The organism is Nocardiopsis prasina DSM 43845 (assembly GCF_000341265.1).
GTDB classification, from domain to species: domain Bacteria; phylum Actinomycetota; class Actinomycetes; order Streptosporangiales; family Streptosporangiaceae; genus Nocardiopsis; species Nocardiopsis prasina.
Window position 1 is genome coordinate 11,712 of record NZ_ANAE01000002.1, and the last position, 16,549, is coordinate 28,260.

Annotated in this window: 16 protein-coding genes; 6 read left to right on the top strand and 10 right to left on the bottom strand. The window is 70.3% G+C overall.

What is annotated here, in order from left to right:
- The first annotated feature begins 111 nt into the window (after positions 1 to 111).
- The 3 genes from D452_RS0100055 (at position 112) to D452_RS0100065 (ending at position 3,627) form a co-directional block, all read left to right on the top strand.
- Positions 112 to 1,482 carry a nucleotide sugar dehydrogenase gene (locus tag D452_RS0100055; protein WP_017542141.1) on the top strand — a complete coding sequence of 457 codons (1,371 nt, stop codon included), beginning with the start codon at positions 112 to 114 and terminating at the stop codon, positions 1,480 to 1,482.
- A 247-nt stretch (positions 1,483 to 1,729) separates the two neighbouring features.
- Positions 1,730 to 2,911, top strand: a complete 1,182-nt coding sequence (locus D452_RS0100060; RefSeq protein WP_017542142.1) for a glycosyltransferase family 4 protein — start codon at positions 1,730 to 1,732, stop codon at positions 2,909 to 2,911.
- Between the two features lie 110 nt (positions 2,912 to 3,021).
- Positions 3,022 to 3,627 (top strand): malonic semialdehyde reductase, encoded by a 606-nt coding sequence (locus tag D452_RS0100065; RefSeq protein ID WP_017542143.1) that lies wholly within the window; start codon positions 3,022 to 3,024, stop codon positions 3,625 to 3,627.
- Between the two features lie 270 nt (positions 3,628 to 3,897).
- Here D452_RS0100065 and D452_RS0100075 read toward each other — a convergent pair whose 3' ends face one another.
- A complete protein-coding gene (locus tag D452_RS0100075) occupies positions 3,898 to 5,064 on the bottom strand; it encodes a PP2C family protein-serine/threonine phosphatase (protein WP_026128829.1) in 1,167 nt (388 codons plus the stop codon).
- Between the two features lie 168 nt (positions 5,065 to 5,232).
- Here D452_RS0100075 and D452_RS0100080 point away from each other — a divergent pair, with 168 nt between their 5' ends.
- Positions 5,233 to 5,730 carry a MarR family winged helix-turn-helix transcriptional regulator gene (locus D452_RS0100080; RefSeq protein WP_017542146.1) on the top strand — a complete coding sequence of 166 codons (498 nt, stop codon included), beginning with the start codon at positions 5,233 to 5,235 and terminating at the stop codon, positions 5,728 to 5,730.
- A gap of 271 nt (positions 5,731 to 6,001) precedes the next feature.
- On the opposite strand, the gene D452_RS0100085 is transcribed toward D452_RS0100080, so the two are convergent.
- The 8 genes from D452_RS0100085 to D452_RS0100120 all read right to left on the bottom strand — a co-directional run bounded on the left by D452_RS0100085 (position 6,002) and on the right by D452_RS0100120 (position 13,178).
- Entirely contained in the window at positions 6,002 to 6,832 is an 831-nt protein-coding gene (locus D452_RS0100085; RefSeq protein WP_017542147.1) for a glycosyltransferase family 2 protein, read from the bottom strand.
- 288 nt (positions 6,833 to 7,120) lie between these two features.
- Positions 7,121 to 7,891, bottom strand: coding sequence for a CDP-alcohol phosphatidyltransferase family protein (locus D452_RS0100090; RefSeq protein ID WP_017542148.1), 771 nt, complete (start codon positions 7,889 to 7,891; stop codon positions 7,121 to 7,123).
- On the bottom strand, positions 7,869 to 8,918 hold the full coding sequence (locus D452_RS0100095; RefSeq protein WP_017542149.1) for an iron-containing alcohol dehydrogenase family protein: 1,050 nt from the start codon (positions 8,916 to 8,918) through the stop codon (positions 7,869 to 7,871). The genes D452_RS0100090 and D452_RS0100095 overlap by 23 nt, the downstream gene beginning before the upstream one ends.
- Positions 8,919 to 8,923: 5 nt before the next feature.
- Positions 8,924 to 9,655, bottom strand: a complete 732-nt coding sequence (locus tag D452_RS0100100) for a phosphocholine cytidylyltransferase family protein (RefSeq protein ID WP_017542150.1) — start codon at positions 9,653 to 9,655, stop codon at positions 8,924 to 8,926.
- A 33-nt stretch (positions 9,656 to 9,688) separates the two neighbouring features.
- Positions 9,689 to 10,438 (bottom strand): DUF5941 domain-containing protein, encoded by a 750-nt coding sequence (locus tag D452_RS0100105; RefSeq protein ID WP_017542151.1) that lies wholly within the window; start codon positions 10,436 to 10,438, stop codon positions 9,689 to 9,691.
- Positions 10,435 to 11,202 (bottom strand): hypothetical protein, encoded by a 768-nt coding sequence (locus tag D452_RS0100110; RefSeq protein WP_026128831.1) that lies wholly within the window; start codon positions 11,200 to 11,202, stop codon positions 10,435 to 10,437. Before D452_RS0100110 ends, D452_RS0100105 begins: the two co-directional genes overlap by 4 nt.
- A 189-nt stretch (positions 11,203 to 11,391) precedes the next feature.
- Complete coding sequence (locus D452_RS0100115; RefSeq protein ID WP_017542153.1) at positions 11,392 to 12,333, bottom strand: ABC transporter ATP-binding protein; 942 nt, start codon at positions 12,331 to 12,333, stop codon at positions 11,392 to 11,394.
- A complete protein-coding gene (locus D452_RS0100120) occupies positions 12,333 to 13,178 on the bottom strand; it encodes an ABC transporter permease (protein ID WP_017542154.1) in 846 nt (281 codons plus the stop codon). The genes D452_RS0100115 and D452_RS0100120 overlap by 1 nt, the downstream gene beginning before the upstream one ends.
- 696 nt (positions 13,179 to 13,874) lie before the next feature.
- Here D452_RS0100120 and D452_RS0100125 point away from each other — a divergent pair.
- Both D452_RS0100125 and D452_RS0100130 read left to right on the top strand, forming a co-directional pair.
- Positions 13,875 to 14,621: an IspD/TarI family cytidylyltransferase gene (locus D452_RS0100125; protein WP_017542155.1), complete on the top strand. Its 747-nt coding sequence runs from the start codon at positions 13,875 to 13,877 to the stop codon at positions 14,619 to 14,621.
- Positions 14,618 to 15,397: a glycerophosphodiester phosphodiesterase gene (locus D452_RS0100130; protein ID WP_017542156.1), complete on the top strand. Its 780-nt coding sequence runs from the start codon at positions 14,618 to 14,620 to the stop codon at positions 15,395 to 15,397. Before D452_RS0100125 ends, D452_RS0100130 begins: the two co-directional genes overlap by 4 nt.
- 41 nt (positions 15,398 to 15,438) lie before the next feature.
- On the opposite strand, the gene D452_RS0100135 is transcribed toward D452_RS0100130, so the two are convergent.
- Positions 15,439 to 16,509 (bottom strand): DUF4429 domain-containing protein, encoded by a 1,071-nt coding sequence (locus D452_RS0100135; protein ID WP_017542157.1) that lies wholly within the window; start codon positions 16,507 to 16,509, stop codon positions 15,439 to 15,441.
- Positions 16,510 to 16,549 lie beyond the last annotated feature (40 nt).

Genomic DNA, 16,549 nt, shown 5'->3' on the forward strand with positions numbered 1-16,549 from the left:
CGAGGACAACGTCTACCTACACTCGGACGTCCTGCACTCCGAATGGTGGACCCATGGCAGTCCTCGACTATTTGCGCCCGTTCACGAAATGAATGCGAGTGTGACCGCGAAGTGGATGCCGCAGCCTCCAACCCAGCCACTGTCCCCGAGCAGAGCTCCGGTTCGGCCAGCGACCTCGTCGTCCTCGGCCTCGGTTACGTCGGTCTACCGCTGGCGGCGGAAGCCGTCTCAGCGGGACTGAGGGTGACCGGATTCGACGTCAGCACGCGAGTGGTCGACGGTCTCAACAAGTCCGAGTCGCACATCGACGACCTGTCGACGGACGACGTCGCCTCGATGCTGTCCCACGGGTTCAGCGCGACCACCGACCCGGCGTGCCTCGCGACGGCGCGCACCATCGTCATCTGCGTTCCCACGCCGCTCTCCCCGGAGGGCGGCCCGGACCTGGGTGCGGTCACCTCGGCCGCCAGGGCCATCGCCGGGCACCTGTCACCGGGCACCCTGGTGATCCTGGAGTCGACCACCTACCCGGGCACCACCGAGGAGGTCGTCCGGCCGCTGCTGGAGGAGTCCGGCCTGGTCGCCGGCGCCGACTTCCACCTGGCCTTCTCACCCGAGCGCATCGACCCGGGCAACCCGACCTTCGGCGTGGCCAACACTCCGAAGGTGGTCGGCGGGCTCACGGAGGAGTGCGGCGAGGCGGCCGCCACGTTCTACGAGAACTTCGTGAACACCGTGGTGCGGGCGCGCGGCACCCGGGAGGCCGAGATGGCCAAGCTGCTGGAGAACACCTACCGGCACGTGAACATCGCGTTGGTGAACGAGATGGCCGTCTTCTGCCAGGAGCTCGGCATCGACCTGTGGGACTCGATCGCGGCGGCCGCCACCAAGCCGTTCGGCTTCCAGGCGTTCTACCCGGGCCCGGGCGTGGGCGGTCACTGCATCCCCATCGACCCGAACTACCTCTCCTACAAGGTCAAGACGCTCGGCTACCCGTTCCGGTTCGTCGAGCTGGCCCAGGAGATCAACGGCCGGATGCCCGGCTACGTGGCACAGCGCGCACAGGAGCTGCTCAACGAGTCCGGGCTGGCGCTCTCCAGATCCAAGGTCCTGCTGCTGGGCGTCACCTACAAGGCCGACATCGCCGACCAGCGTGAGTCGCCCGCGCGCCCGGTGGCCCGCAAGCTGGCGGCGAAGGGCGCCACGCTGACCTACCACGACCCCCACGTGGACTCCTGGGACGTGGACGGGACGGACGTGCCGCGCTCCACCGACCTGGAGCGGGCGATGGCCGAGGCCGACCTGACCATCCTGCTCACCGACCACGCCGACTACCGGCCCAAGCTGCTCACCGAGTTCGCCCGGCTGCTGCTGGACACCCGCGGTGTCCTGCGCCGCTCGGACCCCGAGGCCGACGCCGTGGCCGACGTTCCCTCGCAGGCGCGCCGCCACGTGCAGCGCGAGGGGGTCCAGATCCTCTGACCAGCCGCTAGATCCGGTACCACCGAGGCACGCCGCTTCGGACGCCACCGCGCGTTCGACGGCGTGCCTTCGTGCGTTCACGGTGACCCAACGAAGGGTTCACCGGAATCACCCCACGCGTCCACTCAGCTTTCCTCGGCGTGTTTCCGCTGGTGAATACCGTGTCGTTCAGCTGATTCCGCACCCTCGGGGCGGATCATCGAATACGGACGAGTCGTACAAACGGTGACATAAGTAGGTGAACCCGATGCACGCGCTTGTGGCCACGATTGTGCACCACCCCGAGGACGCCCGGATCCTGCACCGACAGATCCGCGCCCTCGTCGACGCCGGACACACCGTGACGTACGTGGCGCCGTTCCGGGAGTGCGGGGTGACGCCCTGGGACCAGGTGCGTTCCGTGGACGTCCCCCGCGCCTCGGGCCGGGACCGGCTGTCCTCGCTGAGGGCCGCCCGGACCGCGCTGGCACGGCTGGCCCCTGAGGCCGACCTCCTCCTCTTCCACGACCCCGAACTGCTGCTGGCCCTTCCGACCAGACGCCCCGTGACGGTGTGGGACGTCCACGAGGACACGCCCGCCGCGCTGCTCACCAAGGCCTGGATCCCCGAACGGCTCCGCAAGCCGCTCGGCTCCGTGGTGCGCAGGTTCGAGCGGCGCGCGGAGCGGAGGATGCGCCTGCTGCTGGCCGAGGAGGGGTACCGCCCCCGCTTCCAGGGCGCGCATCCCGTGGTCCCCAACACCACCGAGGTTCCCGACACCCCGCTCCGCCCGCCCGGTGACGACCGTGTCGTGTACCTGGGCCAGCTCTCCAGGGCCCGGGGCGCCCACGACCTGATCGAGATGGGCCGCCAGCTGCGCGACCACGGGGTGCGCCTGGAGGTCATCGGCGGCGCCGACCACGAGATCCGGCCGCTTCTGCGCGACGCCCACCAGGAGAACGCCCTGCACTGGTACGGCTTCGTGCCCAACGACCGGGCCCTGCGCATGGCGGCGGGAGCCCTGGCCGGGATCAGCCTGCTGCACGACACCGACAACTACCGGCACTCCCTGCCCACCAAGGTCGTGGAGTACATGGCTCACGGACTCCCGGTGGTCACCTCGCCGAACCCGATGGCCCAGGCCCTGGTGACCGAACGGCCGGAGGGCGCGGCGGGCGTCATCGTGCCGTTCCAGGACCCGGCCGCCGCCGCCCGCGCCGTGCTCGAACTCAGGGACGACCAGGCGCAGCGCGAGGAGTACGCCCGCACAGGGCACCGGATCGCTCGGACCTCGTTCCACTGGCCGGTGCAGGCGCGTCTGTTCGTGAAGCAGCTGGAGGAGTGGGTCGCCGAGGCGAACGGACCGAGGCCGTCCATACCGCGTCCGCGTACGCCCCGGCCCGGCAGCCGCCGCCCCGTCGGCCGTCGCCCAGCGCGAGTGAGAGAGTGACCTCACCGACAGTTCTCTGTTGAAATAACTTCCCGGGAAACCATGTTGTGCTCGGTTGTCGGCCCCCAGCGGCACGCCATGAACCGCAAAAGCACAGCTGAGGTTTCCCTATGAGTGACGCCCTCGTCCTGTCCAAGGACGCGCAGGACCTGTTGTTCCGCAGCGCCCGCACCGCCAACTCCTTCACCGACGAACCGGTGACCGACGAGCAACTGCGCGCCATCTACGACCTGGTCAAGTTCGGCCCCACGGCGATGAACAACCAGCCGCTCCGCGTGACGGCGGTCCGCTCCCCCGAGGCCCGCGAGCGCCTCGTCAAGCACATGGGCGGGAACAACGCGCCCAAGACCGCCAAGGCCCCGCTGGCCCTGGTGCTGTCGGCGGACAGCTCCTTCCACGAGCACTTCCCCACGACCTTCCCCGTCCTGCCGGACGCCCGCGAGAACTTCTCCGGCATGCCGGTCGAGGCCCGCGAGGACATGGCCCTGCGGAACGCCTTCCTCCAGGTCGCCTACCTGATCGTCGGCGTGCGCGCCGCCGGTCTGGCCGCCGGCCCCATGACCGGTTTCGACGCCGAGGGCCTGCGCGAGGAGCTCTTCGGCACGGACTCCACCCAGACCCCGGTGGTCGTGATGAACATCGGCCGCCCCGGCCCGGACGCCTGGTTCGACCGCCTCCCCCGCCTGGACTACGAAGCGGCCGTCACCGAGATCTGATCCCACCGCGAGCGAGGGGCGGGGTGCCCACACGGCGCCCCGCCTTCCGAACCCCGGGGCATCGGTGTCGCTCACGCGCCGCTCTCCGCCACCTGGCCCAGGGACTCCGGTACGGCGCGACAGGCCTCCACCGCCTCGTCCCGGGTGACGGTGAAGACCGCCTGGAAGAGCGGCAGGTCGGCCCAGCGCTGGGCGATCTGCTCGTCTCTCTTCCCCAGGAAATGTCCGGCCCGGGGGCGGTTCCCTACTGTGGTTCCCCCTGTGGGGGACTCACACCTTGCCCCGCCAGTCAAGGCACACGACCAGCGCGTCGTCCTCGCTCCGCTCCCCGTGCCGGTAACCGCTCAGGTTGCGCAGGATCTCCTGGGGGACCGAGGCGGCGGGCAGCAGGCGGGTCGCGAGGATCGAGCGCGCGAGCGCGCGCTGCCCGAAGGTGTCGGCGCCGGGGCCGGAGGCCTCGAACACCCCGTCGCTGACGAAGACCAGCCGGTCCCCCGGCTGGACGGTGAAGCGCTGTGTCGTGTAGACGGTGTCCTCCGCCATCCCCAGCGGCATCTGCGCCTCGAAGGGGAAGTGCGCCACCGCGTCGTCCCTCAGGAGGTACAGGCGGGGTGACCCGGCGTCCACCACCTCGACCTCACCGGTGGTCTGGTCGAAGGAGAGCAACAGGACGTCGAGGTAGAGCCCGCCTTGGTGCTGGGCGTAGACCGCCTGGTCGGCGAGGGCGACCTGGTCCGCGAGCGGGATGCCCGCCCTGCGGGCGTTGCGCAGCGCGTTCACCGCCAGGCTGGTGAGCAGCGACGCCTCGATGCCCTCGCCCATGCCGTTGGTGACGCTGAGGACGAGGTGGTCGCCCCCGGCGGACCAGTCGAAGTTGTCGCCGCGGATGGCGTAGGCCGGCTCCAGCTGGGCCCCCAGCCCGTACTCCGGGCACTCGTAGGCGCGCCCGGCCAGGAGGTCCCACTGGATCTCGGCGGCCAGGGTGAGCCGGTCGCGGCGCCGGACCGTCCGGTAGAGGTCCGTGTCCCGTTCGGCGACGAGCAGTTCGTGGCCCAGGACCCGCGCGATCCGCTCCAGGTCCCCGAGCACGCGCGGGTCCGGCTCGACGACGGGCAGTTCGACCACGAGCACGCCCGTCCGGTCGCCGCGTACGCTCACCGGCAGGCGCACCACCGAGCGTCCGGCGCCCGGGAACCCCTCGACCAGCCGCTCCTGGGAACCGAACACCCTCCCGTCCGTGCTGTTGAACAGGGAGTGGTGGCTCGGCTCCTCCCCCGGCTCGGTGACGTGGCACAGGGACGTCATCCCGTAGTCGGCCAGCAGCAGGTCCACCGCCAGCGCCTCGAAGTACTCGGTCACAGCTCCGCGCAACGCGGTCAGCAGACCGTCGGGCCTGGCCTGTTGGAGGGCCCGTACGACTGCCTCGTAACCGTTCAAATTCGTCAACCTGTGTTTTCTGTCAGGGGGAGCAGACGTCCCCTCCGGCTCTCCGGAGGGCACGGGCGGCGGGCGCGGAACCGGGCGTTCCGTTATGGTCTTGGAGATACCCGGCCGCCGTCCAAGGCGCGGGTCCCACTCACAACCGCGATGTGGTGAGGCTGGAAAGTGAGCGCTGAATCCCAGGAGAAGGCACATGACGCCGCCCGCGTCGCCTCCGAGGCGACCGAGCTGATGGAGGTGTTGTGGGGCCGGGGGCGCGAGCTCGCGACAGCACCGGTCTCAGCGTCCCAGCTCAAGGTCCTGTTCATCCTCGATGACGAGGACGGCGTGAACCTGCGGACCGTCACCGATCGTCTGGGCTCCACCCCTCCGTCTGTCAGCAGACTGTGTGACCGCCTGGAGGCGGTCGGCTTCGTACACAGGACCTCCAGTCCCAGCAGCCGTCGCGAGCTGAGGGTCTGGCTGACCGAGAGCGGGCGCTCCTTCATGCGGGACCTCCGCGCCCGGCGGGAGCGCGAGCTCCACGCCGTGATCGCCCGTATGCCCCCGAGGAAACGGGCGATGCTGCTGGAGGGCCTCGCCGCCTTCCAGGAGGCGGCGAACCGTGTCGACGGTGACACCGGAGAGGCCGAACACGAGCGGCTGGGATTGCGCACGGCGTGAACCGCCGCCGCCCGGTACCCCTCCCACTCGAGAACAATGCCCACATCGTCAACTATTGTCAAGAAGCAACAGTCTGGTCGGTTCCAGGGGAGCCGGGCAGACCGGGCCCCGCACACGAACGCTCCCCAGGAGCCGGTCCGAAAGCGTCGGTCCGGCTCCTGGGGAGCGATCCACGGGGCGCGCACCGTCGGCGCCGACGCCCCCGAGCCTGTCTTCGTCTGTCTCCCGCCCGATCGGCGGGCCGCCCCGCGCGCGGCGGGTCGGTGGTCCGTCAGATGACCGGGGGCCGACCGGCCCGGGTCATCCGCCAGGCGGTCCGCCAGCTGATCGGCGTGCGTGGGCCCGCGTCCTCGCGCCATCCCTCGCGGAAACCGGAGAACCACGACTTCAGGGCGGCGCCGTTCCGCTCGCGCAGGAGGGTCAGCCCCACCCAGGTGCCCAGGTAGGCGAAGGCCAGGGGCCACGGCAGGTTGCGGCGGGCCAGCCACACCCGGTTGCGGGCGTTGAGCCGGTAGAAGTTCTCGTGCCGGGTCGGTGCCACCGCCGGGTGGTACATCACGGCCTCGGCGTCGTACTCGATCGTGTAGCCGGCGTCCATGATCCGCCAGGCGAGGTCGGTCTCCTCGTGGGCGTAGAAGAACTCGCCCGGCAGGCCCCCGCCCTCGTCGAAGGCGGTGCGGCGCACGGCGCTGGCCCCGCCGAGGAAAGTGGTGACCACGCTCGACTGGCGGGAGTCCCCCACGCGCAGCCGGGGCACGTGACGGCGCTGGTCGGGCCCACCGTCCGGGTCGGCGATCCGGAAGGACAGCGCACCCAGAGTGGGGTCGGCGGCGAAGCGGTCGCGCACGTGCCGGGCCAGGTCCATCGACCGGTACCAGCCGTCGTCGTCCAGGAACAGGATGACGTCGCCGCTGGTCGCCCGCACGCCCTCGTTACGACCGGCGGGGATGCCCACGTTCTCCGGGAGGCGCACCGTGGTGACGCCCTCGGGCAGCTCGGGCAGGTCCGCGCCGTTGCCGACGACGACCACCTCGACGTCGGCACCCTGCTGCTCGAACACGCTGGTGATCGCACGCCGCAGCTCGGCCGGACGGTTGCCCATGGTGAGCAGGACGCAGGACAGTGTGGGCTTTCCTGGCACCTCGGAGCTGCTCCGTTCGGCTCTGGGCGCACGGTTGTCGTGCGCCGTCGGCGCTCCGGAGCCTTGAGATGGAGGGATCACGGGTGTGGCCATGGTTGCGACCGTTCAGTGGACGACGTGCGGCTGACAGGTGGACACATGTCAACGTTCGCAGGAACAGACTAACGAAAGAATAAAAGCGACGTGTACGGAGCCACGGACGGGGTAACGTCCGCGGCTCCGTCAATGACGTCACGCGTCGGCGCGGCGCTACTCCAGGCGCCGGGAGGCGAGCACGCTCACGAAGTGCGCGAAACTCATCAGCACCGCGACGGCGGCACAGGCCACGACCAGTACACGGGTGGCCAGCAGGTCCCCGAGGAGGAGGTCGGCCACGGCCGCCACCACCACGATCAGGGACAGTTCCACCGCCTGGATCAGGCGGTGCACCTTCAGCGCCGAGGCGAGTCGGCGGGCCAGGCTCAGTCCCGAGGACTTCGGCCGCATGGCCTCCTCGGTGATCTTCTCCGGCAGCCCTGCCTTGGCCCTGGCCACCACCACGTTGTCGGTCTCGGCCTTGATGAGGACGACACCGAGCGCGGCGGCCATGCCCAGGATCACCCAGCCGCCCGCCTCGAACTCTCCCTGGGCTCGGATGCCCAGGCCGACGAGCAGGGCGACCTCGGACACGTAGTGCCCGATGCGGTCCAGGTAGATCCCGGCGACGCTGGTGCGTCCGGTGTACCGGGCCACCTCACCGTCGGAGCAGTCCAACAGGAGGTAGACCTGCACGAACACCGCGGCGAGGATCGCCGACCACAGACCGCCGAAGGCCACGATCACCCCGGCGAGCACACCGAACACCATCATCAGGTACGTGATGGGGTTCGGCGGCACGCGCAGGCGCACGAAGAACGTCGACAGGTACGGGGAGATGTCCCTCATGTAGAGACGACCCGCCCAGTGCTCCTCGTTGACGCGCTCCTTGATCCCCGCGGGCTGGCCGCCCGCGCGGACCTCAGCGACCGACGGCTTCGACATAGTCCGCGACACTCCGCCCGATCTCGTCCTCGGAGAGGTTCAGGTGTTCAAGGATGGTGAACCGGCCCGGGCGGGTGCCCGGGGCGTGGGCCACCGCGCGCGCGAACGACGCCTCGTCGAGACCGACGTCGGAGGGCACGATCGGCAGCTGGTGGCGGATGAGGCAGTTCCTGATCTCCTCCAGCCGCGCCTGGGGCCAGTCCAGGTGCCTGACTCGCAGGTAGGACGCGAACAGCGCGCCCAGCCCGGCGAGCTCGCCGTGGTTGCTGGTGCCCGGGTACAGCTGGGTGACGGCGTGCAGGATCTCGTGGCAGGCGCCACTGGCCGGACGGCTGGACCCGGCGACCGACATGGCCATGCCGGACAGCACCAGCCCCTCGGCCAGCACCTTGAGGAACCCGTCGGAGTCGATGGAGTCCGGGCGGTGCAGGACCGCCTCGGCCGCCACACGCGCGAAGGTGACCGCCATGCCGTCGACCGGCTCGCCGTTCACCCTCCCCGCCAGTTCCCAGTCCTCGATGGCCGAGATGTTGCTGACCACGTCGCCGACGCCGGACCGGACCAGGTGCGGGGGCGCCGCCTGGACGTAGTCGACGTCGATGACGACCGCGATGGGCATGGTGACGCCGATCGACGGCTTGCCGCCCTCGTGCTCCAGGGAGCTGACGGGGGAGGCGATGCCGTCGTGGGCCAGGTTCGTGGCCACGGCCACCATGGGGATGCCCGCCATGGTCGCGGCGAACTTGGTGACGTCGATGGTCTTGCCGCCACCGATACCGGCCACAGCCTCGTAGGCGCCGGAGCGCAGCTTCTTGCCCAGTTCGGTCGCGGCGTCGACGGTGCCTTCCTCGACCTGGAAGACCTCGCACTGCGGCAGGTCCAGGTCAGCGGCGATCTGCGCGCCCTGGCCCGGGCCCACCGCGACGGCGATGCGTCCCTCGGTGGCGATGCGGCGGTCGGCCAGCACCGTCCCGAGCGAGGCGATGGCTCCCCGGCGAACGTCGATCGCCAGCGGGGAGGGGAGCATTCGGGCTAGTAGTGGCACGCGATCTCCCTCGCCTTGGCCAGGTCGTCGTGGTTGTCGACCTCGACCCAGTCGACCTTGCCGATGGGGGCCACGGAGATCTTCTCGCCGCGGCGGACGAGCTCCTGGTAGCCGTCCTCGTAGTACAGCTGGGGGTCGCGCTCCCAGGTGGCCTTCAGGGCGTCGGCCAGGCGCGGGGCCAGCGAACCCTCGATGAGGGTGGCGCCGATGTACTCACCGGCGGCGGTCGCGGGGTCCATGAGCTTGGTGATGGTGCTGAGGTGACCGTCCTCGTCGAGGGTCACCTTCATCTCCTCGTCGGCCAGGTTTTTCACGTTGTCCACCGCGAGGAGCAGTTCCGGCCCCCTGGCGGCGAGTAGCGTTTCCTCGACACTGACGGGGTGGACGGTGTCACCGTTCACGAGGAGGACGCCCTCGGAGAAGAACTCGCGCGCGGTCCACAGGGAGTAGGCGTTGTTCCACTCCTCGGCCTTGTCGTTGTAGCTGAGGGTGAGCTTGACGCCGTGGCGCTCCTCCAGCGCCGCCTTGCGCTCCTCCACGGCCTCGGCACGGTAACCGACCACGACGACGACGTCGGTGAGCCCGGCGGCGGCCAGGTTGCGCAGCGAGATGTCCATGATGGTCGTCTCGCCGTCGACTGGAACCAGGGCCTTGGGCAGGGTGTCGGTGTAGGGACGCAGACGGCGCCCCGCGCCTGCGGCGAGAACCATTCCGAGCATGAGGGCGTGTTCCTCCTTAGTTCGAGGAGGCTCTCACGCCTCCCCGTTCGTTCCGGCGGCCGGTTGGCCCCCGTCTCCCTGGCGGGTGATCGGGTGATCCCCCAGGACGTCGGCGCCGTCGCCGCCTTCCTTCGCGGTGTTGACGCGGACGTCGGACACCGGTGTGGCGCTCCAGGTGCGCACGGCCTCGCGAACGAGCAGTATCGCCAGGTATGCGGCGAGTATGCCGTAGGCGGCGGTGAGGGCGGACAACGCGCCCCCGACCGCGATGACGATCATGCGGCCGTCCCAGCCGAGCGCGGCGCTGCGCACCCACGCCGGTCGGCTCACACCGACCGCGGGACGTGCGACGTCGTCACGGTGGTGGCAGACGACCGTCACCAAGAGTACGAACACCAGGGGACCGGGCACACCGGACGCGAGCCCGACCACCGTCAGGTAGCTGTACTCGGTGACGCGCAGGAGCGGGGGTACGAGCCAGTCGTACCGCCCGTCGTGGGGGTGGCCCGAGGCCAGACCGGACAGTAGCAGGGCAGCGACCGGTGCGAACAGGGTAATGCCTGTCAGCCGTCCCCCGTCCGCCGCGATCAGCACGAGGACGACGACGGCACCGGCGACGGTGGTGAGCAGCGGTGGGGCCAGGCCCGGCACCAGCCTCCCCAGCAGCAGACCCATGTGACTGTCATCACGGAGGACGCGGAGGTCGGGGACGGTCGGGCCGAACCCCTCGCGCACGGTTCCCCGGGTACGGCCGCTTCCCGGACCCGGTTCCGGCGCGCTCATGGGCGGGACTCCCGCGAGGAGGTGCCGACCAGCTCTCCGGTGATCGCCACGGCGCAGCCGACGACAAGGCTGAGGAAGGCGATCCGCGCGTCGAAGGCGACGGTGGCGACGGCGATGACGAGGAAGCGGGTGGGCTGGTCGAAGGCCATCGCCAGGCGGGACAGGCCGATCAGGGAGAGGTCCGCGGTCCCGGGGGCCTCGGCGCGCTCGGCTCCGTCCACCACCGGCCGGGACCTGGTGGCGGTCTCGGTCGCGGCCTCCCCGGCGACCTCGGAGGGCTTCCGGGGCCGGGGCACGCGGGGCTCGGGGAGCCGGAGGCCCTCAGGGCGACGCTGTGAGGGCAGGGTGAGGGGTTTCGGGTTCGAGGGCGCCGGAGGGGCCGAGCGGGCCACCAGAAGCGCGTCACGCAGGGCCAGGGCGATCAGCGCCCCGGCAGCCCACCCCCAGGCGCTGGCGAAGCCGGCGGCGGCCGCCCCGAACGCCAGGCCGACGTAGACCGCGTACTCGCGAAGCTGGGCGACCATGGACACCGTCCAGAGGGTGAGCGCGTCCCGCCGGTGGGCGCGCATCCGGTCGCGGACGGCGTCACAGCACAGGATCAGCCCGAGCAGGGCCGACCCGGCCACGGCACCGACAGGGTCGGCCCGGCTGAACCAGACCGCCGCGCCGACCGCCGCCACGAGGCTGATCCGGGTCACCCCCGAACGGGTGACGTGCCTGCGCTCCAATATGCGCGCGGTCACCCGCGCCAACGTGCCAGTCATGTCCGTGCCCTCCCAGTTTCAACTGAGAGTCACCGTCACTCACGCTCTGTGTGCAATCAACCACTGACACGCGTATGAGGGCCGTCGTCCGCTCTTCGAACCCCTGAGGGCTTTACGGACAGTTCCAGACACGAAAGAGCGCACCTCCGGAACTGTCCGGGATGCGCTCTTTGTGGGCTTGTCGGGGGATCAGGCGGCCTGTCCGCCGTCCTTGCCCTCGTTGCCGTCCTTGGGCTGCTCCGGAGCGGCGTCGCCCGGGGCGGGATCGGCGGCCTTCTCCTCGACCTCGATCTTCTTCTCCGCCGCCTCGGCTCGCTTCTTCTTCGCGGCGTCCTTCTTCTTGCGCTCGTCGATCTCCGCCTTGGTGTCCTCGTTGTAGGCGGCCAGCGCGGAGTCGATGTCGGTGTCCAGGGCGAGCGCGCCGCCCTTGATGTACAGACCGCGGTTGCAGAAGCGGCGCAGGTCCTTCTCGTTGTGCGAGACCAGCACCATGGTGCGCTCGTTGGCGAGCATGCGGTCGATGGCCTCGTAGCACTTGCGCTTGAAGGCCTTGTCGCCGACCGCGAGGACCTCGTCCACCAGCATGATCGGGTGCTCCAGCTGCGAGATGAGCGCGAAGCCCAACCGCACCTTCATGCCGCTGGAGTAGTGCCGCACCGGGGTGTCGATGAACTTCGGCTTGACCTCGGCGAAGTCGACGATGTCGTCGAAACGCTCGTCGATCTCCTTCTCGCTCATACCGTGCAGCGAGCCGACCAGGTACACGTTCTCGCGTCCGGTCAGGTTGTCGTTGAACCCGGCGCGCAGCTCCAGCAGCGGCGCCACCTTGCCGTGCACGCTGACCTTGCCCTCGTCGGGGAGGAGCACCCCGGCGATCATCTTGAGCAGGGTCGACTTGCCGGTGCCGTTCTTGCCGACGATGCCCACGCAGTCGCCCTTGGCGATCTCGAAGGAGACGTCGCGCAGCGGCCAGAACTCGTTGCCCTCGGCGTTGGGGTCGCGCTTGTTGCCGTGGATGAACATCTCACGGAGGCTGCGCTTGCGGCGGCGGTTCACGGCGAACTTCACACCGAGGCCCTCGGCCTCGATGACCGGACCGCTGGCGACCGCGGCCTCGTAGGTGGACGCCATCACAACTCCTTCAGAACGGACATCTCCAGGCGCCGGAACGTCCAGTACCCGATGACGAGCATCAGGATCGAACCGACCACCGCAGAGGTCAACGCGAGAGGACTGGGCGTAAGTTCCTCAAATCCGGCGAACCACACCGTACGGTGCATCTGGAAGATACCCATCAGCGGGTTGAGCTCGTAGAGGGTCTTCGCCCAGCCGGGCGCACCCGAACTCAGGACCATCGTGGCCGGGAACAGGATCGCCGACCCGTAGAACAGGATCCGGGTCAGGATACGCGTGAGTCGTTCCACGTCACGGAGCAACACGTTGACCGCGGACAGGAACAGCGTCACGCCGAGGCCGAACATGAAGGTCAGCACGATCGCCAGCGGCAGCCAGAAGAGCATGCCCTCCCAGCTGAAGCGGCCGCCCAGGGCGAACACGAAGATCAGCAGGACCGGCCAGGTCAGCAGGTACTCGACGAACTTGGTGCCGACGGTGGCCATGGGGAAGATCTCACGGGGGACCTTCATGGTGGTGATCAGCTTCGAGTGCGTGATCATCGCTCGCGGGGCCTCGCTGAGGATCGCCCCGAAGGTGGTCCACGGGAGGATTCCCGCGACGAGGAAGAGGATGTAGCCGCCCTGCGCCTTGGCGTCCTCGGGTATTCCGCGATCGGCCTGGAGCACATAACCGAAGATGAAGAAGTACACCAACGTCAGCGCGAGGGGTTCCAACATCGTCCAGGCGTACCCCAGCACGGACTGCTGGTACTTGACCTTCAGGTCGCGCCGGACCAGGAGGCCGACGACCTTCCGGTTCTCCCAGACGGCCAGCGTCCTTGACGCCACCGCCACCTCCAAGGTTTGAGATCGTCCGGATCACGATGTGCCGGACTGTCGCGTCTACGAACTCGCCTGCGCGCACCGACCGTCTACGCGGTCGCGCGGTCGGTTCCTCACCGGACCGGAAGAGGGGGCATCCGGGCGACCGGGGGAAGTCGCGCACCGCGCCCGTCTCCACTACCGAATCAGAGGAGGTAGGGACCGGGCACGCCCAACAGGCGTCCATAGGTTACCGCTGCATGGGACAGACCGTGCCAACCACGTGCCGTGCTCGCCGCATTCGTATGGTGAGCGACCGGGTCCGGGCCGACGGGATCGCCGGTCACGCGCCCGCCGGGGTCGTCCGCCACACGGCTCGTCGGTTCGACTAGGGTCAGCGTTTCCACGCACCTCCGCCCAGCCGTTCCCCGTGTGCGTCCGCCACGGCCGCGGAGCCGATCGCTGACAAGGGGGCCCGCGCAAGTGCACCCGGGTACCTCAGCCGAGACGCGGACCCGTCCTCCTCAGCCCACAGCCGTGGGTCCGGCCCGCAGGCCTGGGCCACGGGGGGGTTCCCGTTCGAGCCCGGGGAGACTTCTGCAAGGGATTCGAGCCGCCAGCGAGGAACGAGCCAGGCGTGGACGAGGATGCTGTGTTGCCTGAAACCCAGCCCCCTCCGCAAAGGCGCCGAACACGGGCCGAAGCGAAGCGGAGGCCAAAGAGAAAGGGAAACCCATGCCCACACGGGTGATCGCGGCGGTCCTGGCGGGAGGCGTCGGCTCCCGGATGGGCGCCCCCTCCCCCAAGCAACTGCTGCCGCTGGACGGTCGGCCCATCATCGAGCGGTCCATCGCGGCCTTCGAGGCGAGTCCCGAGGTGGACGAGATCGTGGTGCTGATGGTGGAGGAGTACGTGGGCCGGGTCGAGGAGATCGTGGCGGACGCCGGTTTCACCAAGGTGACCCGCGTGCTGCCGGGCGGGGAGACCCGAACCGACACCTCCTTCGCCGCGCTCGCCGCGATGGCTGGGGCGGCCGACACTGACCTGGTCCTGCTCCACGACGCGGCGCGTCCCCTGGTGCGGCCGGAGACGATCGCGGCCTGTGTCTCCGCGCTCGGTTCGGCCGGGGCCGTGGGGGTGGCGGTACCCAGCGGGGACACCGTGGTCGAGGTGGTTCCGGGGCGCGACGGCGGCGAGGCGATCGCCCGGACCCCCGACCGTTCGCGACTGCGCCGGATGCAGACGCCCCAGGGGTTCCGGCTGGGGGTGGTCCGGCGGGCCTACGAACTGGCGATGGCGGACCCCGAACTGGTGGCCACCGACGACTGCGGCGTGGTGCTGCGGTACCTGCCGGACGAGGAGGTCCGGATCGTGCTCGGAGACGAGAGCAACATCAAGGTGACCAACCCGGGTGACGTGGAGGTCGCCGAGACGCTGCTGCGCCGGTCCGGCGAGGGCGCCGGGCTGGGGGCGGCGTCGTGAGCGGGGTGTTCGAGGCGACCGAGGTGATCGGCCACCGGGGCGCGGGCCGGGGCGTGGTCGACGGGGCGGCGGAGAACACGCCCGCCTCGTTCGAGTTGGCGGCGCGGACCGGCGCGGACTGGATCGAGATCGACGTGCGCCGTACCGCCGACGACCGGCTGGTGCTCTTCCACAACGCGGCGCTGGACGACGGCCGGGCGGTCGTGGACCTCACCGAGGCGGAGTGCCGCGCTGAGGGGCTGGTCGGCCTGGAGGAGGGGCTGGCCGCCATCCCGCCCGAACTGGGGCTGGACGTGGACGTCAAGACGGTGATGGAGGACGGGGTGGACGCTCCGTCGCGGCGGACCCTCGCCCTCGTCCTGCCGTTCCTGCGGCGCGAGGCCGGGCGCCGGAGGATGTTCGTGTGCTCCTTCGACCCCGGGCTGCTGTTGGGTGTGCGCGAAGGGGCACCGGGGGTGGCGACGGCGTGGATGCCGTTCGTGCGCAACCCGGCGGACACCGCGATCCCGGGCGCGGTGGGCATGGGCTGCCCGATCGTGGCGGTGGACGCCCGGGCCCTGGGGCTGGCGGAGGACGGGCCCCGGCCGGGCCGCCGCGCGCTGGAGTACACCGTGGAGACGGCGCACCGGGCCGGGCTGGAGTTGATCTCCTGGTGCCCGGACCCGGTGGACGCGGCGCGCTTCGCGGCGGCCGGGATGGACGCCGTGGTCGTGGACGACGTGCCGGGAGCGGTGTCGGCGCTCGGTTCGACCGGCGGCGCGCGGGAAGCGCAGTAGGCACCGGTCCCGGGCGCCTGGCGGCCTCGGGGCGGCTCCGCTCAGATCCGGTCGAGGAGTTCGGCCTTCTTCTGGCCGAACTCCTCGTCGGTGAGCAGGCCCTTGGCGTGCAGGTCGCCGAGGCGTTCGATCTGCTCGAAGATCCACGCGGTGTCCGCGACCGCCGTTCCTGCGGCCGCGCCTTCCGGGGCCGGGGCGGGACCGGTTCCGCCCGTTGCCTCCGGTTCGTCGTCGATCCGGGCGTTCCCTCCTCCGGGGAGGTTCGCGGTGAGGCGGGGCGCGCGCACGGTCTCCATGGCGCTACGGGCCGCGTCCTTCCACCACTCCGGGTCGTCGGGGCCGGGCCGCGCCTCCTCTTCGGAGACGTCGCCGGAGCCGAGCGCGCGCCGGGTGGCGGCGCCGCGCGCCCAGCGGTGCGCCGTGACGGCGGCGGCGAGCAGGAAGACCTGGTGGATCTCGTTGCCCTCCTCGCCCGCGCGCAGAACGTTGAGGTCGTTCTTGGGTTTGCCCGAGTCCTCCTGCCCGCTCCCGTCCGTGACGAACCGGACGAAGCCCCAGCCCCAGTCGTCGAGCGGCGCCCACTCCACTCCGGTGATGTCGGCGAGGGCGTACTCACGGCGCTGTTTCTTCTTCTTGTAGCCGCTCGCGTAGGTGCCCGACCAGACCAGGGTGAGCCGGTCGCCTTCCAGGCGCGCGGTGCCCTCGCAGGTCATGATGTGCAGAGGGAGGCTGGGAACCAGACGGGTGGGGGTCGAGGGGGCGGGTTCCTCCGCCTGGCTCGCGGCGAAGCGGAGCTGGTCGGCCAGGTACTCGGCGACCAGCTCGGTCTTGGCCGGGCCGGTGAGCCGGAAGGGCTGGGCCCTCTCGTCGAGCATCGCGCCCACGGCCGCGTAGGGGTCCATGCGCTCGTGCAACCGCAGATTCATCACCCAGCCGTTCCTGCGACCGGCTCCGGGACGGAAGTCGACGTCCCGTACTGCGGCGACCGGTACCTCCAGGTTGCCGAGGAGCTTGAGCAGCGGGCTCCTGAACCAGCCCTTCGTCTCGTACCTGATGGAGACCGACTGACCGTCGAACCCCCAGGCGGCCTGGTCACCACGCAACTCGTCCATTGGCACCTTCTCCAGTTCTCCGCTGCCCCGATGAACCCTG

What these genes read in the sequence shown, in the direction of transcription:
- D452_RS0100135 (WP_017542157.1), bottom strand. Translation starts at nt 16,509, where the DNA reads ATGGACGAGTTGCGTGGTGACCAGGCCGCCTGGGGGTTCGACGGTCAG.
- D452_RS0100095 (WP_017542149.1), bottom strand. Translation starts at nt 8,918, where the DNA reads ATGCTCCCCTCCCCGCTGGCGATCGACGTTCGCCGGGGAGCCATCGCC.
- D452_RS0100125 (WP_017542155.1), top strand. Translation starts at nt 13,875, where the DNA reads ATGCCCACACGGGTGATCGCGGCGGTCCTGGCGGGAGGCGTCGGCTCC.
- D452_RS0100115 (WP_017542153.1), bottom strand. Translation starts at nt 12,333, where the DNA reads ATGGCGTCCACCTACGAGGCCGCGGTCGCCAGCGGTCCGGTCATCGAG.
- D452_RS0100105 (WP_017542151.1), bottom strand. Translation starts at nt 10,438, where the DNA reads ATGAGCGCGCCGGAACCGGGTCCGGGAAGCGGCCGTACCCGGGGAACC.
- D452_RS0100110 (WP_026128831.1), bottom strand. Translation starts at nt 11,202, where the DNA reads ATGACTGGCACGTTGGCGCGGGTGACCGCGCGCATATTGGAGCGCAGG.
- D452_RS0100065 (WP_017542143.1), top strand. Translation starts at nt 3,022, where the DNA reads ATGAGTGACGCCCTCGTCCTGTCCAAGGACGCGCAGGACCTGTTGTTC.
- D452_RS0100100 (WP_017542150.1), bottom strand. Translation starts at nt 9,655, where the DNA reads ATGCTCGGAATGGTTCTCGCCGCAGGCGCGGGGCGCCGTCTGCGTCCC.
- D452_RS0100090 (WP_017542148.1), bottom strand. Translation starts at nt 7,891, where the DNA reads ATGTCGAAGCCGTCGGTCGCTGAGGTCCGCGCGGGCGGCCAGCCCGCG.
- D452_RS0100060 (WP_017542142.1), top strand. Translation starts at nt 1,730, where the DNA reads ATGCACGCGCTTGTGGCCACGATTGTGCACCACCCCGAGGACGCCCGG.
- D452_RS0100085 (WP_017542147.1), bottom strand. Translation starts at nt 6,832, where the DNA reads ATGGGCAACCGTCCGGCCGAGCTGCGGCGTGCGATCACCAGCGTGTTC.